Origin of the sequence: Bradyrhizobium sp. Rc2d (assembly GCF_900099855.1) — a bacterium.
Lineage (GTDB): Bacteria > Pseudomonadota > Alphaproteobacteria > Rhizobiales > Xanthobacteraceae > Bradyrhizobium.
Genome location: NZ_FNCU01000022.1, coordinates 18,309 through 36,915 on the forward strand (window position 1 = coordinate 18,309; position 18,607 = coordinate 36,915).

Sequence of the window (18,607 nt, forward strand, 5' to 3'; positions counted from 1 at the left end):
CAGATTTTATGGAAGAAGTCAGTCAGCGACCCAGTCCAGGTAAGGAGCCGCTGATACGTCCACCCAGCGCGCCGCGGAAACGTTTGCGTCTGCATTGACATCTCTAATTCGCAGCATCGCTCTGCGCACTTCCCTTCGAAACCCTCTCAACTACCGCTGGCCGAATATAACTTCCAACAAGTACCTCAATCTCATCACCTTCCTCCGCACCCAACAGCGCAGAAGCGACCGGCGTGAGATGATGCACAATCCCTTGAGACGTGTCGGACTGTCCCTGGCTAATTGTTACGTTGATGACCTTCTTGTCATCGGTCAAATAACGAAATCTCACGGTGTCACCGATCTCAATCCTACGTTCACTGCTAGGGCTCGGCACCTCCCTCAAACTAGGCACAACGATTGCGCCGCCCGGTTGTCTAACAGGCTGCCCAACTTCCTCTTCGCCGGCTTTTGTACTAAACTCCTTCTCCCGAAGCTTCAGGGCAGCAAGCTGACTAGCTATTGTCGCGCGGAGCTTTTCCGCTTCCTGTCGAGGATTATTGAACCAGTCGGTCGACCAAATTCGGTGAAGCTTCCAACCAAGCCCCTCCAGAATTTCCTGCCTTAGCCGGTCGCGGTCACGCGCGGACTTGGCCGAATGATAGGTTGCCCCATCACACTCTACCCCAAGAACGAATCCATGCGGCCAATCTGGATGGCGGACGCCAATATCGACGAAATAGCCAGCCACCCCCACCTGCGCTACTGGCGTGCAGCCCATCGCCCGAATCTGATCAGCGACGAAGATCTCGAAGTCCGAATCTGCCTCGCGTTCAGTGATATCTCCAGCGTCGAGAACACCGCTTGCGGAATACTCCAGCCAACGCTTGAGCATGTGCGCGCCAGGATTGCTGTTCTCCTCCGCCTCGATATCGGTAGCTGTCATAGACGAGAAGGTAACGATCTTTTGCTTGGCCCGGGTGAATAGAACATTCAAACGCCGCTTTCCAGCAAGCCCATTGATTGGACCGAAGCGCTGCATTACGCGAGCACCCGGCTCCTCCGCTCCGTAAACCGTTCCAATAAATATAACGTCGCGCTCATCACCCTGTACGTTCTCAAGATTCTTGATGAAGAATTCTTCGAGGCCATCGTTCCTGTCACTCCAAGTGTCAAGATACTTCTGAACCGAGCGGTTGTTCGCGATAGCATACTCGAACTCTTCAATGATGAGATCGCGCTGCTTCTGATTTAGAGTAACGATGCCGAGAGACCTATCGGGGTCCGTCAGCATAAACTCGACAATAGCGTCAATCATCACCTTCGCTTCAACGGGATTTGTGCCGGCTTTATAGCGGCCTTTCACAGCCCTAAACTCGACCCCCATGCGCGCGTTCGTCTCTGTTGGAGACGGGAACACGATCAGGGCATCATCATAGACCAACCTGTTTGAGAACTTGATGAGACCCGAATGGCGAGAACGATAATGCCAACGCAAACGACGAGCTGGACGGAAGGCGCCATTCGCCATTTCCAGGACCGACTCGTTTAGAACCGCTTCGTCCTCGTCTACCTCTTCGTCTTCTATCACCGACCTGAAAAAGTTGCTCGGCGGAAGCTGGTTGGTATCTCCAACCACGAGCGCTTGGGAACAACGCAACAGGGCCCCAATCGCAGATTCGGGAGGCATTTGAGATGCCTCGTCGATGATGCAAAGGTCAAATTGAACGCTTCCTTTGGGCACGTACTGGGCAACCGCGAGCGGTGACATCATCCAGCAAGGCTTAAGCTCGATCAGCGCCTCACCTGCGCGCTGCGTCAAATCACGGACCGGTATAAATCTTTTCTTCTTGCTGATCTCATTTTCGATCAGGGCCATATCTGTCCATGTGGACTTTCTGCCCACCCCATTTCCCATAGGCGGGCGAGCGGTCGCTTTTACTTTGGCGCGAAGCTGCGCGCGCGACAGACGAATAATCTCCCGATCCTTCTCGGCGAGAGCGACTCTCAGCTCTTCCAGCTTTGCGCCTCGGTAGCGGGCAAGCTTGCGGCCTAGCTGCACAAATACAGCTTTAGCCAATTGACGCATCGCAAGCGCTTCGGCCTGAAGACCAAGCCCGTTCAATGAGCCTTGCCTTAGCTTTTCTTGAATAAGAGGCATTAAGCCTTCGGGACCGGCATCTGTAAGAGCGGTTGCAAAGGCCGCAAAGGCGAACAGGCCGTTTCCGTCCAAGGACGCCTGCTCGAATACAGAGGCCAGTTCCGATAGACTGCGGCCACGCGTAAGTGCGTGGACTTCGATTTTCGCGACGTCGGCTAACTTCGCTAGAGTAGCCGTGAGTTGATCATCTGCAGATAGTGCAACACCAATCGCATTCGACGCCGCTGCGGGCTCCCCTCGATCAAGAATGTTCGAAAGACACTCGGCGTGATTCGCGACCGATTTGGCCCAGGCGCTCAGCGCTTCCAAGTGCTTTCGTTGCGTCCTGTGTCCATCAAATCTCTCACGCAAGAGTTCCCGTATTGGCTGATGGTCGTCGAGTCTTTCTCGCCCCGAAAGCAACGCTTCCAATCGCTCCTTCAAATTCCGGATCTCGACGACCCCGATCCGCTGATTTGTTACGACTTTGGCGATGGGCCCAAGTTCAGCGATGACCCTTCTAAGGCGTGCTGCCTCTTGTTCTGCGGCAGCAATCCGCTCGTCCAGAGAAGCGAAGCTGATCGAAATCCCGGTCTTTGGAATTGCCGGTAACAGTTCCAACTGATTCAACGCGCCGTCGCGCAAGAATTTGCGCAACGAGGTTTGCTCGTGGCCGCCAAACTCTGCAGAAAGCACCTCGAAGAACTGCGCTGCGCGACCGAACGGCTCAAAGTCGGTGTCGAGGCCACGATAGTAAAGCCCAAATAGGCCTGTAGCTTCGGATTGTCTGACGAAGTCGTCGGACTTACGCCGAAATGCAACAAGTTCGTCGAGATTTTGGAACGCATCTATCTTAGAATATTTAGGCGAGCGCGAAATCGCCATGTATATTCGTTTGGCCTCGCGATACTTGGACGAGAGAAATCCGAATGGGCCCGCAGTTCGGAGGCTCGTCGCGCAAGCAATGAGCCGCTCGGTTGGAATTTCCACGGAGAGCGACATGCGCTCCGACAATCTCGCCCGCTGCTCCTTTAGCTGCCGCCCCTCCTCGCACAACCTGCGCAAATGATAGTGAGCATTAGATTCTGAAAGCTTGCCATTGCGTATGGAGAGTGCTTCACGGCCAACATCCCGACATAGAGCGTGCGCCCTGCCGATATCATCTAGGGCCCAGTCCTTGGCAGCTTCGTAAGCGGCCACAAGCGGCGCCAATTTGGTCGAGATCTCACGCGCCCTCTTAGCCGACTCCACGCTAGCTTGTAACGCCTCGGTCAGGGCCTCTTCGCCAATTTCAGCGAGCGACTCGCGCTCACAAATCTCCTCAAGCTGCCGGATCTTTTCCAATACTGCCGTGTCTGGCACCTCCGAAAGCTCAGAGGCTATTCGATCTGCCGATGCGCTTAGATCAGCGCATTGTTGGAGAAATGAAGCGAGCAGCTTTGCTCGACCTTCAGCAAGTACGTTTCGAACGAGCTCCGTCGGATGTTGTCGCAAGTGCTCCAGGCATGCGGAAAGCGACTTACGAAGAGTCTCTAAGTCAGGCCGAGCCTCCTTTTCAAGAGCCCAGGGCTCGAGCGCTTTAAGAGCTGCTGCGAGCTCCAGCGCTTCGCCCGAAGCTCGTTTCGCGATCGCGCATGCTTCTTCGACAGTGAACCGCTCCGGGTGAATGAGCCGCGTGTCCTTCCAACTCGGCCCTGCATTAAGGGTTTCAGCATGAGCCTTTTCGATCTGCCGGCCGAGCTGAGCGAACCTGGTCAGTCCAGTCGCTGTTTGCATCTCTGGCCGGAGCTTACAGAGCTCGAGCGTCTCGCTCGGAATTCCCGACAAGCGATCGCTGGTTGCAATGCTCTTTCCGAGAATAGCGTGTACGGTCAATCCTGATCGATCAAACTCGGTCGTCAGAAGTTCAATGTACTCTGCAAGCTCTTGCCGGATACGACGGTATTCTTCGATCTTGCTATCATAATCCCGAACGGCCGGCGTCTTCTCCATATCGAGTCGGGCTCTTACCGACTCGATCACCTGTTCGCGCGTCGACTTTTCAGCCTGAAGCGGCAACAAGAACTCACCTAGGCCGACTGCCTCGAGCCGAGCTTTGACCACATTCAGAGCTGCAAGCTTCTCTGCCACAAATAGAATCTTCTTGTTCTCTGCAAGAGCTGCTGCGATTACATTCACGATGGTCTGTGACTTGCCCGTGCCAGGCGGCCCCTCGACGGCAAGATTTCTGCCATCGGCGATATCGACCAGAACGCTGAACTGCGATGAGTCAGCATCCATGACTAGGCACGGTACTTTGGCCTCGATTTCCGGCTCATCAATCCCATATTCTTCCGCAAAGGGAGAAGCACCAGCGGATTCTGAGCCGGCAAGAAGTGACTGCACTATCTCGCTTTGTGGAAAGTCCGACTGACTGGGATCGAGATCGTGATACATTGCCATTCGAGCAGAGGGAAAGACACCAATGGCCACCTGGCGCCTAACCCGCCACTTTTTTCCTTTAGGGAGAACTTTTCCCACGTCGGCCAGATAAGTCTCGACTGAGGCGCCCTCGAACTTTGGCATTTCGACGGAAAAATCGAGCCTCAGCTTCTCGGCGAGTACGGCATTCAGCTCGGGCTCATCTCCGGTGCCAGCAAGGAAGAATTTGGCTCCCTGCGGCGTCCGCGTGCGCTTCACTTCTACCTGTAAGAGGATGAGGGGCGCGAACGAACTTTCGTTCCGCTCGACTTCCGCCCATTCCAAGAACCCGAACGCGACTTGAAGCACATTCGTACCGGTTTCCTGCAGCCAGGTCCGGCTCTTAGAGATGATGGCGTTCAGCTTGCGCTCCAGATCGGACGGGAGCAACAGCATCTGAATCTTATCGTCAGTATGCCGCCCGTCGGCATGCTCGGCATCGATCGGCGGCAGATCGTAAGAGGGGAGTATTCCGTTGTTCTTGGCATGCTGACTGAGGTTCACCTCAGACTTTTGTACACGCGGGGCCATTCCGAGTTGCTGCCGCAGCCGATCTCTGAGGTCGCGCTCCGCGGCGCGAGTTTTATCGAGATAGTCATCGCCGTCTCGATCCACGGCTTCCATGGCGGCGACATAGGCGTCGTCTGTTAGCCGCGCATTGATTAGCGCGTCCCTGAAAGTAGCGGTCTGCTCGTCACGAGGATCCTCGTCGATGGGCGGGAGAGGTACGAACTGTAGCTGATCCCCATTGCACAGCTTGAAGAACAGGACGTCAGGGAGCTCGTCTACAGCCCTCAAATGAGAATTCGAGCGCGGCCCTAGTTTTGTTGAAATGAGTGGATTACGGCGGCTCAGATCAAGCAGCTTTGGACGAAGATTCTCGATTCTCGTGCGGACGAGCGCATCTAGCCCGTCAGAGCTGGGCGATTTTCCCATGGAACAAGCCTCTAATAGCCCGACATCTCACCGCTAGCAGGATGATCCTGCGGCGCGACACTGAGCGGACGACGGCCTGTTCGAGCGGCCTCGAGCAATGAAGTGAAAAGCCCCGGACTGAAATTCACGATAGCCCCCAAAATCCCGCAGTTTGTTCCGCGGGTTATGCTTGGTTGTTCAATCTTTATGTGCCAGCCGCGCGTTGTGTCCAGAAATTTCTTGCGCATCCACGACGAAAGTCGATCCGTGAAAGCACGGGTGCTTGCCGGGGCCGCTCGGCACGGGCGGGCTTGCTCCCGTACGCGATAGCGAATCGCTGATCAGACGTTATGAAAAACATCGGCCCTCAGCCACAACGGAAACTCTCAGACGCGCCGCCTCTTCCCGAGAGTTAGCCTTCTAAACCACAATCCGTAGCGGCGTTGCCCTTGCAAATACCGGCTTCGCGACCAACCCCCAATTCCAAGGCAAACCCAGTAGTACAGATAGCTTCTTGCAGCACGGTTAAGTGGTGCCCTTTAATGCGCTAGTCCGACGCACCGTAGCACTGGCGCCCCCCGCACAGAGCCACCCGCACGGAGCGCCGGAGAGAGGCAACCCACTCTCTCGTCTGACGTTACCAAAAACCTCTGGACACAACGCATACGTGTGCAGCATACCAACCATGGGAGCTGAGAAAACTTATTCGCCGAAGCACAGCTAGCGGCGTGGGGGGCACATTGTGAACTTTGATCCGATACTCTTTGCACTTTTTTTTAGCGCGATTGCAGCCGCCATGGCTTCGTGGGCTGCCTTTCGCCCTCTGAACATCTCGCCGCAACTCGACCCCCTTGTTCACGCGGCTTCGGATTCATATGAGCGAGTCAGAGGTACCATCTCGTCAGAGATGTCCAGAAGCCGAGGGGAGGCAGAGCAACGTGGGCGAATGCTGCGAGAGGAGACCACAAGAGGCATCAGCAACGGCCTGGCCACCATTAGTCAGACCTCTCAGGCATTGCGGGAGGAAGTGACTAAGCAGGTGAGCACGTTTGCAGATACCATTGGCAATTCGCTTTCGGGCTTAGGGGCTGCTCAAACAGAAAAGCTCGATGGGGTCGTGCAGCAAGTTCGCTCCTTGGCTGAAGCTAACGAGCGACGGTTGGTCGAAATGCGGACCGAAGGGCAAGAGAGCGGCAAAGCCCTGCGCTATGAAGTAACCAAGCAAATGGGCGCGTTTGCTGAGACTCTTAGCACTTCGCTTTCCAACCTGGGGACCGCTCAGACCGAAAAACTCGATAACGTTGTGCAGCAGGTTCGGTCCTTGGGCGAAGCTAATGAACGCCGGCTACTTGAAATGCGAAATGAAGGTCAAGAGAGCGGTAAAGCCCTGAGGGACGAAGTGACCGTTCAGCTCAAGACGCTGGGCGAGGTCTTGGGAAAAAATCTGGCGACGGGAGCCGAAACTCAACGAGAGCGACTGGAGGGAATTGCCAATGAGATCCACAATCTAACGCGCCGAAGCACCGAGCAGAGTGAAACACTACGACAGGTCGTCGAAGCGAAGCTGACGAGCCTTAGAGAAGAAAACTCCGCCAAGCTCGAAGAGATGCGCCTAACGGTCGACGAGAAGCTACAGAATTCTCTTGAGCAGCGGCTCAGCACCAGCTTTAAGATCGTCAGCGACCAACTGGAGCAGGTCTTCAAGAGCGTCGGCGAAATGCAAACACTCGCGACAGGCGTTGGCGATCTGAAACGAGTTCTTACGAACGTAAAGAACAGGGGGACCTGGGCTGAAGTCTCGCTCGGTAATCTGCTAGAGCAGATCATGGCTCCGGAGCAATTTGAGCGTGGCGTCGAGGTTAGACCGGGAAGCGGCGAGCGGGTCGACTTTGCGATCAAGCTCCCAGGAGCTGGCTCTGATGGGCCAGTGTGGCTTCCGATAGACGCAAAATTTCCTTCCGAAGATTATGAACGACTTGTCGAGGCTTCGGAACGAGGTGATTCGGTCGGCATCGAGAACGCTCTAAAGGGCATCGAGCAGCGCATAAGGCTTGAAGGCGCCTCAGTCGGCAAGAAGTACATCTGCCCGCCCCACACAACCGACTTCGCGATACTCTACCTTCCGACTGAAGGATTGTACGCAGAGGTAATTAGACGGCACGGTTTGGTCGACGAGCTTCAACGAAGCTGCAGAATCGTCGTTGCGGGACCAACGGTTCTCCTTGCAACCCTGAACAGTCTCAGGATGGGATTTCGAACATTAGCAATCCAGAAGCGCTCTAGCGAAGTGTGGGAGTTGCTAAGCGCTGTTAAAACAGAGTTCTCAAAATACGGAACTGTCCTCGATAAGGTACAAAAGAAACTGACCGAAGCGTCGAATCAGATCGAGCTTGTAGCGCGCCGCAAGAGAGCGATAGATAGACGGCTACGCGGCGTCGAAGAAGCCGCAGATTCTCAGGTCGAGCAGCTGTTGCAACTAAATGAGCTAAGCGAAGGCGATCTGGTCGACGATCATGATTCCGATGAAGATGACCTTTTGGCCAGTCAATCGGTGGCGTTGCCAAGCCTGTCCTGACTTTTTCTGACCGGGTCCGAGCATTTGCGCCGGGCCCAACCGTCACGACCTTAAACCTTGCCGAGACGAATGAGATGCTCGATCGGATCGGCTGCTCTGGTCATTCGCTGAAAGCAAATCGGGAAAAGACGCCTACTGCAGGCAGACTGCATAGCCACGATTTCGATTCCTAGTCGCTTCATGGGCGACAGTGGTCGGTCGCTGCAACCGTCGCGTATGAGATGTTATGGAACATCGCGGCCAAGCCTACGGGTAAAGAAGTGACGACCTGCGAAGTCGTGATCCATAGGCGCGCGTCCGAGCTCATTTTGCTGCTCAACATTATGCCATAGGCGCGTGATTCCCGTGCTAAATATTCTTGCGTACGCCGAGTCGACGGCGCCTTCGCGAGAACAGGACGAACGAGCCGGATTCTGGCGACGTTTCCCTTAGATCAGAAAGCAAAAGATGGCCTTCGGCGGGACCTGACTCGCGCAGTCCAGCTACCGCGGCCCACACCACATCAGTTTCCTCATCGCGAATCTTCTCATCGCCGAGGGTAGGGTTCCAATCTCCCTTCCCTGCGTCGAAAAGATAGTCGAAACCCAGCTCAAGACTCTTCGAAACAAGCGCGCGGACCTGCTGCTTGCCCGGGCTCAGCGTGGGTCGAAATGGCTGCACGGCGGGCTTCAATTGAGGTTTTGCTGGGTCTTCGATGAACCAATCTGCCTTCACTTCCGCCGAACCCGCCGCAGAATCAATCGCTTCGACCTTGCCGAGTAAAGCTGTGTCAGAGACAACAGATCGCGATAAAGCTTCGGCAGGTGTAGCCGGCACAGTCGCGAACAGATGCAAATGCACTTCCGTGTTTATGGAGTTGACTTCGGTGATCCGCATATCGAGTTCAAAATATATACGATCTCCTGGAGACGGCATTCTTCCCTGGGGTGCTTCAGCGAACAAAATTACGGTGCGGGTGCCTTCGTCGTCGCGCGGCATGTCCGTGGCATCAATGCCGAGCTGCTCAAGATAGTCGCGAAGCCACTGGGCATACGCCGCCTTGAGTGACGGGTCATACGGAACGGCTTGCCGAAAACTCTCAGCTACGTGTCCTCGGACCTCGTCAAAGACCGGGTCCGAGGATGCTCCTTCAAGCAGCACACCCGCCTCGCCATTAAGGCCTCGAAGAGCGAAACCCGTTAGGTTGTGCGAGCCGACGAAGGCCGTTGCCGTACCGTCCGGCATCTCAAAGAAGTAGATCTTGCTGTGAAGCATCGGGCGATAGCGAGCGAATGGATGCTTGCGGCCCCCTGTCGCGCGTGTGTGACCGAGATGAACTCGTGCTGCTCCGGTCTGCAGTCCGGAGCTAATCAGGCCATCCAGAGCCTCGAATGCCTTAAATGTACCGGCGCCAAGCACAAGGCGCTTTATCTTGCTCGAAACGCTCTTGGCGCGCAGCGCATCCACACCGTCCGGTGTAGCAAATCCGGATACGATCTCGGCGGTCCGGCATCCGGCCAATCGGTTACGAATGATTGAGGCGATCTCGCGCTGCGGGCGCGAATGCAGGAACGTAGCGGTGACGCTCATTCCGCTGCCTCCAATTCGCGATCCTCGGCCGGCGCCAAGGCTTCAGCTAAAAGCGCTTCGAGCAGGCGCCGGCGGAGGGAGGCAGTGGCGACGAGGTTCGCCTCCAGCCGATCGCATAGGGCCATCAGCGCCTCGACCTTCTCAACGATGCGACGTTGCTCGGCGAGTGGTGGAATCGGGATCGGAAGCGGTTTCAAGTTTGCCGCTTTGATGCCCTTTGCTGTCATCCCAGTCGCGTGCTTGTCGATGAGCAATTGCATCACGTCGCTCATCAAAGCAAACATCAAGAACTTGGTATCGATCTTCGCGTAGGGCTGAAAGCAAATAGCCCGTTGTGCTAGCGCAAATGGCTCCTCGATATCGTTGAGGCAAATGTTTGCGAGCGGCGCCTCGGTCGTGAAAAACAAGTCGCCAATCTCGGGGAAACCGCGCGTCATCCATAATTTGAACGTCGCCTTCGATATGTATTCGCGTGGCTCGCGGTTTAGGTAACCCATGCGAATGTTCTTCGCAGTGATCAGCGGGATGCCCCCGTCTGTCTTGGGCGGCGTGTTTCCGCGATAGTCGATGAACAAAAAAAGATTCTCGAAGGACTGAACCGCCCATCCGCAAGGAAGCGGCATCGTCAATTCATCCGGCACCGGGTCGGGCTCCATCTTGATCCGGGCATCCCCCGTTTTTCGCTTCTTCTCCTCCTTTCCTGCCGCGATCCGCTTCAGCAACTCCGAGGCCGGTTCGTCCTTCGGGTCCTGCGGGACCAGTTTGCCACGAACGGCAAGATTGAGGATGGTTTGGCGCAGGGCCTTGATCTGGTCGGGGCGCGCCGCAAGCGCCGGCAGTGCGTTGAGCGCGAAGCGAGCGTCAGTCTGGAAGGTGTCGGGATCGGGCGCCTGGAGGCGGGCGAGGCTCGCCGCCGTCAGCCGGTCGCGCACCGCTTCCCGGCTTCCCCGCGCCGCCTCCAGCCGGTCGCACAGACCCATCAACTCATCGAGCTTGGCGACGATGCGATGCTGCTCAGCGAGGGGCGGGATGGCGATGATCTGATCGTATGCCTCGGAACGGCTCAATCCGGGCTTCACGCCCTTTCCTAGCTTGTCCAAATCGAGCGCCGTAAGAGCGTTCAGCAGAAACTGAAGATTGAAAAACGACGGAGCCTCGACGAAGTAAGCAACGTCTGTTGTCCACGACGGGCCATCGCAGAGGTTCAAGGCACCCGCCGATCCCTTGCGACCTACGATGATCGAAGGGCGCACGGTTAGTGGCTCCTCCGTGAACCCGACTATCCCGTTTGAACCGTACACAGGCACGGGGCCTTCGTCCAATCGTTCGCTGGCCTTTAAGCCTTTCCCGTACTGAAACTCTAGGATCGACCCGATCTTGGCCAGACGCCATCCGTACGGCAGATCGGCATGGTCCAGATTCTGCTTCGCGACTAGCTTCAGCAATTCCGACGACGGCTCGTCCCTTGAGTCTTGCGGCACGAGTTTGCCGCGCACGGCGAGATCGAGAATGAAGCGGCGTAGGCGGCCAGTCGCCTCAGTCGCGTCGGCAATCTTCGCGTAGTGCATCAGAAGACGTTCTGCGTTCATCGCGCGAGCGCCTCAGCGAGGACCGCCTTCAACTGATCGCGCAAGGAATCCGTCTGGGCTTCGGAGGCAGCAAGTTCAGCCAATAGCGCTTCGGGATCGCCGTGATCGTCCGCTATAGTATGGGGGTTCTTAATGTCGAGATTGTAGCCGCGTGCCCTAACCTCCTCGGCGGTGACGCGCCACGCCTGAGGATTTTCCTCACGCCCCTTCCGCTCGTTCCCGCCCCACCAGGCGACGCAGTCCTGGAAATGCTCCAGCCGGATCGGCTTCGTCATCGAATAGGCTTTCTGGCCATCGGGCACGCGGTGTTCCCAGAACCAGATATCCTTGGTCGGAGTGCCCTTCTCGAAGAACAGCAGATTGGTGCCGATTGAAGCATAGGGCTTAAATACCGAATTGGGCAGGCGCACGATGGTGTGGAGGTTGCACTCCTCCATCAGATGCTCCTTGAGCCGCGTCTTGACACCCTCGCCGAAGAGCGTGCCATCGGGCAGCACCACGGCGGCACGGCCGTCTGCCTTGAGCAGGCGCACGATCAGAGCGAGGAACAGATCGGCCGTCTCCCTGGTGCGGAAGGTGGGGAAATTGTTCTCGATGCCGTCTTCCTCTCGCCCCCCGAATGGCGGATTGGTGAGCACGATATCCACCCGCTCATCTTTGCCCCATGAAATCAGCGGCCGGGCCAGCGTGTTGTCGTGGCGCACGAAGCTCGGGTCTTCGATGCCGTGCAGCAGCATGTTGGTGACGCAGAGCATGTGCGGAAGCTGCTTCTTCTCTACCGCGCGCAACGCGCCGTGCATCTTTTCGCGCTGCTTGGGTGTTTTGACGTAGTTCTTCTCCATGTGGCGGATGGCACAGGTGAGAAAGCCGCCGGTGCCGCAGGCGGGATCGAACAGGAGTTCGCCAGGATGCGGATCGATCCGGTCGGCCATGAAGGCGGTCACGGCGCGCGGTGTATAATATTCGCCGGCATTGCCGGCCGATTGGAGGTCGTTGAGGAGCTGCTCATAGAACTCGCCGAAATGCCGTCGCTCGTCGAGATTGTTGAAATCGATCTGATCGATCTTGTTGACCACCTGCCGCAACAACTGGCCGGATTTCATGTAGTTATAGGCGTCCTCGAACACGTCGCGCACTACCCGCCGCCGGTCGCCCGGCTTGCCGGTGAGCTTCAGCTCTTTCAGCGCCGGAAACAGCTCCTCATTGATGAAATTCAGTAGCGGCTCGCCGGTGATGCCCTCGGGGTCTGCCGCCCAGCTGCGCCACTGATATTGCTTCGGGATCGGCGAGCGGTAACCGTCTTTGGTCAGTTCGAGTTCCTGATCCTGATCGTCGATGATCTTGAGGAAGAACATCCAGGTAAGCTGGCTGATGCGCTGCGCATCGCCATCGACGCCGACGTCCTGGCGCATGATGTCTTGAATTGATTTGACGGTAGTGCGGACGATCATGACTCAATAGCCTTGCAGTTTGGCGAAAATCGCCGCCTCGATGTCGCAGACGCGCAACCCTGTGGCTTGCGTCTCGCTAAGCCGGCCCGATCCGCGAACGGCAACCAAAATCATTTGGCAATCGCTCAAGAATTCCGCATAGCCGGTCGCGGTTTCGGCATAGCCGAGGCCGCTGCGGATTACACTATCCAGTATCACCGCCCGCGTCGGCTCCAGAAACCGCATTTGCTTTGAGGCAAAGGACTGGCCAAGATTGCGCAAGCGCCGAATACGCTCAACACCCTTCGCCACCTCGCCACCACGAGCGAGTGCAACGCCCTCCGATAAAGCCAAAGAAACTTCATTCGGCGAATTGTTGTCGCGTACTCGGCCCATTTGCCTGTCGCCGCCGCCCCATTTGCACACACGCTGCACGAAATCGGCCGATGCTTCTGGCTCAAACCCTGTTTCGATCAAAGCAAGGCCCGCCGATTCAAGTTCATGTGCGCCGGGATAGTTATCGGCGTGCCGAACGAGAAGGTCCGGAATTTCCCTCGGATGGAGCTCAAGCCGAACTATGCAAATACGCCCGTCGAACTCTCTAATCGGCATTCTCAAGCGGTCTCCTGATAGAGCGCGTTCTGCATCTCGTGGACGGCCTTCTCAAAGCCCTCCTTGCCGCCGAACGCTTTGATAAGTTGGACGACGCTCCCCATCGCGGTGAAGGGCGTCACCTTCAGCACGTTGGCGTCATCGAGATTGAGCACGCCTTCGTCGTGATACTTTTCGAGCAGCGCATCGAGAACAGCGCGGGCCTGCGGCCCGTATTTGGTGAACACGTCCCGCTTCCTGACGTTCTCGGCCCGCTCGCGCCGCGTCAACGGCTTCTTGTCAAACGCGATATGGCAAATCAGATCGAACGGATCGAGGTCCTTACCAAGCTCTTCGGCGATGGGATCGAGCGGCAGGCCCTCGGCTTCCAGTTCCTCGATGACCGCCTGCTTGCGCTCGGCCAACTTCCAGCGCTTGAGGAAATCGTCGAGGCTGGCGAAGCGCTTCTTCAGCGCCGCCTTGGTGAAATCGCGCAGGGATTCGGTGACGAGCTTGCCGTTTTCGTCGAGATATTCGACTCGCTCGGCGACGATTCGGGCACCTACGCCATCGACATAAATCTTGCGCCGCCCCCCATCGGGCGGCAACGGCAAGCCCGGCTGATCGACGATGGTTTCGTCCTCGCCCGGAGTCGGCGGGACTGCGCCATCGCCCTCGGCCGTCGGCGTGTCGTCAGGCGGCGCGATCGGACCATCTTCGCCCGGCTCGTAAATCTGGACAGGATCGCCGTCGAAATCCGGGTCTGCAAAATGTGCGGTCGCGCCGCGAAAATCGATCAGCGTGAAGAAAAACTTCTTCGTATCCTCATGAACGCGGGTGCCACGTCCAACGATCTGCTTGAACTCGGTCATCGAGCCAACGGCACGATCGAGCACGATCAGCCGGCAGGTCTGCGCATCGACGCCCGTCGACAAGAGCCGCGAGGTCGTTACCAGCACGGGATATTTCGATTCTGGGTCGATGAAGTTGCCGAGCTGATCTTGGCCTTCCTTGTCACTTCCCGTGATGCGCATCACGTAGCGCTGGTTTTCCGCGACCAGATCGGGGTTCTCGTTGACGAGCGCCTGCCGCATCCGGGCCGCGTGTTCCTCATCGACGCAGAACACGATTGTTTTCTGGTAACGGTCGCCGCTTTCCTTGAGGAACTCTGTGATCTTCTTTGCCGTCAGCACCGTGCGGTCGTCGAGCACGATACTGCGATCAAAATCCTTTGTGTTGTAAATCCGGTCCTCGATCTCGTTGCCGTCGCGATCGAGCTGTCCGACTTCCGGGCGATAGCCTTCCACGTCGCGGTCGATGTGAACCTTGACCACCTTGTATGGCGCGAGAAACCCGTCGCTAATCCCTTGCTTCAACGAATAAGTGAAGACTGGCTCGCCGAAGTAGTCGGTGTTGGAGACGTACTCGGTTTCCTTCGGCGTGGCAGTGAGGCCGATCTGCGTCGCTCCGGAAAAATGGTCGAGAATTTCCCGCCACGCCGAATCCGCCGCAGCACTGCCACGATGGCATTCGTCGATGACGATCAGATCGAAAAAGCTGGGCGAAAACTCGCGATATAGCTTCTGCCGGTCTTCCGGGCCGGTAATCGCCTGATAGAGCCCGAGATAGATCTCGAAGGCGGTGTCGATCCGCCGCCTCCTGTCGAGCGCCAGCGTCAAATCAACCGTCGTTCCGTCCTGCCGCTCGATGGTCTTCGAATTGGTGGAAAGCTTCGCCATTGCCGCCCCGAAGGGGCGAAAGTCGTTCACAATCGTCTGGTCGATCAGCACGTTGCGGTCGGCCAGGAACAGGATGCGCTTCTTGCGGCCCGCCTTCCACAGCCGCCAGATGATCTGAAATGCCGTGTAAGTCTTGCCGGTGCCGGTTGCCATGACCAACAGGACGCGGTCGCGCCCCTTGGCGATCGCCTCGATCGCGGCATTAACGGCGTTCACCTGATAATAGCGCGGGGCCTTGCCGCTGCCGTCATCGAAATAGTCCTGAAGCACAATCTTTTCGGCTTCCGCGTCGAGACCCTTCCAGGCGCGATAGCGCGCCCACAGATCGGCGGGCGATGGAAAGGCGTCAAGGCCGAGGTTCGCCTCGACCGGGGTGTTCACGCCGGTGCGGTCGTGAAAGACGAAGCCGTCGCCGTTCGAGGAAAAGACGAAGGGAATATCCAGCGTCGCGGCGTAGTCGAGGCCCTGTTGCATTCCGTCGCCGACCGAATGCGCGTTGTCCTTGGCTTCAATCAGCGCCAACGGAATGTTGGGCTTGTAGTATAGGATGTAGTCTGCGCGCTTAGCCCGGCCGCGACTGACTAGCTTACCGCGGACGATGATACGGCCCTTTGTGAAACCAACTTCCTCGCGGATTTGCAGGATTTCATCCCAGCCGGCGCCGCGCAGGGCCGGCGTGATGAATTTCGTGCAAATGTCGCGCTCGCTCAGCCCTCGCTTATCCATCCCCCGCCCGAACCCCAATTTCGGCAATCTTCGAATGCTTTACAGGCAATAAGTGCGAGGCAGTCCCCCGCCAATCAGCGATTGTAGCCACCGAATCCGGGTACATCTAGTGGGCCTTTCAGTCCAATGGTCGAAGGATCTTCGGGCGTCGGTTTTCGGCTATACTTGGCCCCCTGGTCCTCGCCGTTGGCTTGTGTAGCTCGCCATCGCAGCCTGCGAGGCGCGATCACGAGCTTTTTGAGAAGTGATCTTCTTCCACTCCTACATAGACGGTTGAGCGAGAGGGATCCAAACCGCTTCCCCAATAAGCGCTTGGTTTGGCGGAAAATGCCGTACTAGACCGATTCGGGAGGTACTAAGATTCGGAGAAAATTCGGTTCTCCGGGCCTATCGAGCGCCTAGTTTGATCGACTACGGGATTTCTCCGGCGAGCGAAATGCAGGAAAACGGCCGGATTTTCGACCTGCTTCCAAATCGAAGTACGAAATGACATTGCCTGGCTGGCGGAGCGAAAGGGATTCGAACCGCCGGTACGAGCCACTCAGACCGGGGACATTGCTGACCCAATGGCTTCCTTGCAAATCCCGTAAAACGTTAGTATTTTTTTGCACGGCAGAAGCCGCTAAGTGCTGGCGCGCCCGGAATGATTCGAACGTCCGTCCCTCAGATTCTGAGCGGTGGGCATGAAGATACTACTGCTGCGCGCGCAGCTGTATGACGTTGGCCTCGCTCTCGACGTAGCGGTCCCACGCTTCCATTAGCTCGCGTCGCTTCTTCAAAGCCGTTCCGCGTCGATAGGCTTGCTCCACTTCGTCGCCCACCTTGTGCGCTAGGGCCATCTCCGCAACCTCTCGAGGGAAGTGCGTTTCGTCCCCTGCCCAATCCCGGAAGCTCGAACGACAGCCGTGCGTCGTTATGGCCGGGTATACGGACTTGAGCGCATGGAGCACGGCGTTGTGACCGAGCGGTTTCGTGTGGTCCTTCGACCACTGGCCCGCAAAGACGTAGGCATCCGGGTCCAAGCCTTTCGGCATCACCGCGCGCAGGATCGCGATGGCGCGAGCGCACAACGGCACTTCGTGCGGCCTACCCTCCGGATGGTCCTCCGTCTTCATGCGCTCCGCTGGGATGGTCCAAAGCTTGTCATCGAAATTGATCTCGCGGGCGCGCATGAAGCGGGCTTCGCCGGTCCGCACTGCGGTCAAGATGATGTATTCGGCGGCTAGGTTCACGGCAGTGTCGGCGCCGCTGTGCTTCGTACGAAGCTCTCGCACGATGCCCGGCACGTCCTCGTAGGGTGCGGCCTTGTGGTGCCGCTTCGACTTCGGGGCCTTCGGCAGCAGCTCCTTCAGGTTGCCGCGCCACAGAGCCGGATTCTCGCCCGACCGGAGCCCTTTTGCCCGCGCGGCCGACAGCACCCGCTCAATCCGGCTTCGCGTCTCGCGTGCCGTCCGGGGGATGGTGAGCCATATGGGCGACAACACCGCCAGCACGTCGTTTGTGGCGATGTCCGCTAGGGCCTTGGGACGAAGAGGCTTGCACCGCACCTCCAAATCCCGCTTCCAATCGGCCACCGCGTTCTTCCCTTTGAAGCCCGCCCTGATCGATTCCAAGTAGGAGTCGGCGAATTCGCCGAAGGTCTGGCCCGCTGTTTCGGCGGCCTTACGCTCCGTAGCAGGATCGATGCCACGGCGCAGCAACGCACGGGCCTCTTCGGCCCTCAATCGCGCGTCGGCGAGCGTGAGACCGTCCTTGCCCGCTCCTTTGGCCGGTCCAAATCCAAGCTCAGTTTGCCCGCCGCTCGGACGGAGATATCGGAAAACCCACGAGCGGCGCCCGCCGTCGGCTATGCGGAGGTAGAGCCCCGCGCCGTCGCTATACCTCCCCTTTTCCTTGAGCGTCTCGACCTTGCGAGCGCTCAGCTTAAATGCCAGTCGCGCCATCCGTTCCCACTTTGGTTCCCACTCTTGGCGCCGGTTCCAGCCGGTGCTAGGAGGTGAAGAGCGGTGTACCATGAAGTCTCGGGGTAGCGGAAAGCGCTGCTAAAACAAAGGTTAACGGTCAATGGCGAACCAGGGCGAACTATGACGGACTTTCATCAGGGCTGAGGTGATGCCAGTCGCGCCTTACTTTTATCTGGGGCTCACTTCGTCTTCGTCTTCGCCTTCCCCGCCAGCCAGTCCCGCCCCTCGCCATAGAGCTTCTCGACCTCGGGCCCGATCAGGCCCGGCATGTCGCGCTTGACCTTGTAGCCGATCAGCTCCTGCATGTAGGCGAGATGGCGATAGCCCTCGGGGAGCGCGGCGAGCGCTTTCTGGTCGAGCTGAAGCGGCGCGGCGGGATCGACCGGGTCGATCCGGTCCTTCTCGTAGATCGGCTGGCGGCGAACGATGCCCCACCGGCCCTGCCGCTTCTCCAGGAAATCGTAGAAGCGGCCGGTGCACACGACGTCGCAGAGCACGTCGTGCACCAAAGCCCGCTGCGAGATCGTCATCTTGGTCTGTGCGATGGCCCGCTCACCGCTGAGGTCGATGCTGGTGCCGCCGAGGAAATGCAGGATGCGCACCCCCTTGGCGAAGCCCTCCTGGCTGACGCGCATGAAATCCCGCGCCGATCCCTGAAACCAGGTGGCGGACATCCAGCCCTCGTCGTGCCAGACCGTGGCAAAGCGCTCCCAGTCGCCGGCATCGCGCCACACCGCCCAGTTCTCGACGAGGTCGCGGATGGCGAAGCGATCGAGCAGCTGCGGGTCCATGAGCACATCTCCGATTGGGTCGATGCACGAGGTTTGAGCGGCGAATGCGATGCCGTCAAGCGCCGTAAGCGAACACAAAAAATCCGGCGCGCCTTGCAGCACGCCGGATCAAATGCGTTGCGAACGTTCAGACTACAGG

The 18,607-nt window shown here is 57.8% G+C and carries 9 protein-coding genes; 1 reads left to right on the forward strand and 8 read right to left on the reverse strand.

Annotated elements, in window-relative coordinates; genetic code table 11:
* Positions 1-103: 103 nt before the first annotated feature.
* A complete protein-coding gene (locus BLV07_RS25275; RefSeq protein WP_091891100.1) occupies positions 104-5,515 on the reverse strand; it encodes a PDDEXK-like endonuclease domain-containing protein in 5,412 nt (1,803 codons plus the stop codon).
* Between the two features lie 721 nt (positions 5,516-6,236).
* Here BLV07_RS25275 and BLV07_RS25280 point away from each other — a divergent pair.
* Complete coding sequence (locus BLV07_RS25280; protein WP_210187821.1) at positions 6,237-8,069, forward strand: DNA recombination protein RmuC; 1,833 nt, start codon at positions 6,237-6,239, stop codon at positions 8,067-8,069.
* Positions 8,070-8,417: 348 nt separating this feature from the next.
* Here BLV07_RS25280 and BLV07_RS25285 read toward each other — a convergent pair whose 3' ends face one another.
* The 7 genes from BLV07_RS25285 to BLV07_RS25315 form a co-directional block, all read right to left on the reverse strand.
* Positions 8,418-9,638: a phospholipase D family protein gene (locus BLV07_RS25285; protein ID WP_091891103.1), complete on the reverse strand. Its 1,221-nt coding sequence runs from the start codon at positions 9,636-9,638 to the stop codon at positions 8,418-8,420.
* Positions 9,635-11,227 (reverse strand): restriction endonuclease subunit S, encoded by a 1,593-nt coding sequence (locus BLV07_RS25290; protein ID WP_091891106.1) that lies wholly within the window; start codon positions 11,225-11,227, stop codon positions 9,635-9,637. Before BLV07_RS25290 ends, BLV07_RS25285 begins: the two co-directional genes overlap by 4 nt.
* Positions 11,224-12,678: a type I restriction-modification system subunit M gene (locus BLV07_RS25295; protein ID WP_091891109.1), complete on the reverse strand. Its 1,455-nt coding sequence runs from the start codon at positions 12,676-12,678 to the stop codon at positions 11,224-11,226. The genes BLV07_RS25290 and BLV07_RS25295 overlap by 4 nt, the downstream gene beginning before the upstream one ends.
* 3 nt (positions 12,679-12,681) lie before the next feature.
* Complete coding sequence (locus BLV07_RS25300) at positions 12,682-13,269, reverse strand: 8-oxoguanine DNA glycosylase OGG fold protein (RefSeq protein ID WP_091891112.1); 588 nt, start codon at positions 13,267-13,269, stop codon at positions 12,682-12,684.
* Between the two features lie 2 nt (positions 13,270-13,271).
* On the reverse strand, positions 13,272-15,713 hold the full coding sequence (gene hsdR / locus BLV07_RS25305) for an EcoAI/FtnUII family type I restriction enzme subunit R (protein WP_091891115.1): 2,442 nt from the start codon (positions 15,711-15,713) through the stop codon (positions 13,272-13,274).
* A gap of 692 nt (positions 15,714-16,405) precedes the next feature.
* Positions 16,406-17,656, reverse strand: coding sequence for a tyrosine-type recombinase/integrase (locus tag BLV07_RS25310; protein ID WP_091891118.1), 1,251 nt, complete (start codon positions 17,654-17,656; stop codon positions 16,406-16,408).
* A gap of 200 nt (positions 17,657-17,856) precedes the next feature.
* Positions 17,857-18,468: a nuclear transport factor 2 family protein gene (locus tag BLV07_RS25315; RefSeq protein ID WP_091891378.1), complete on the reverse strand. Its 612-nt coding sequence runs from the start codon at positions 18,466-18,468 to the stop codon at positions 17,857-17,859.
* Between the last annotated feature and the right edge of the window lie 139 nt (positions 18,469-18,607).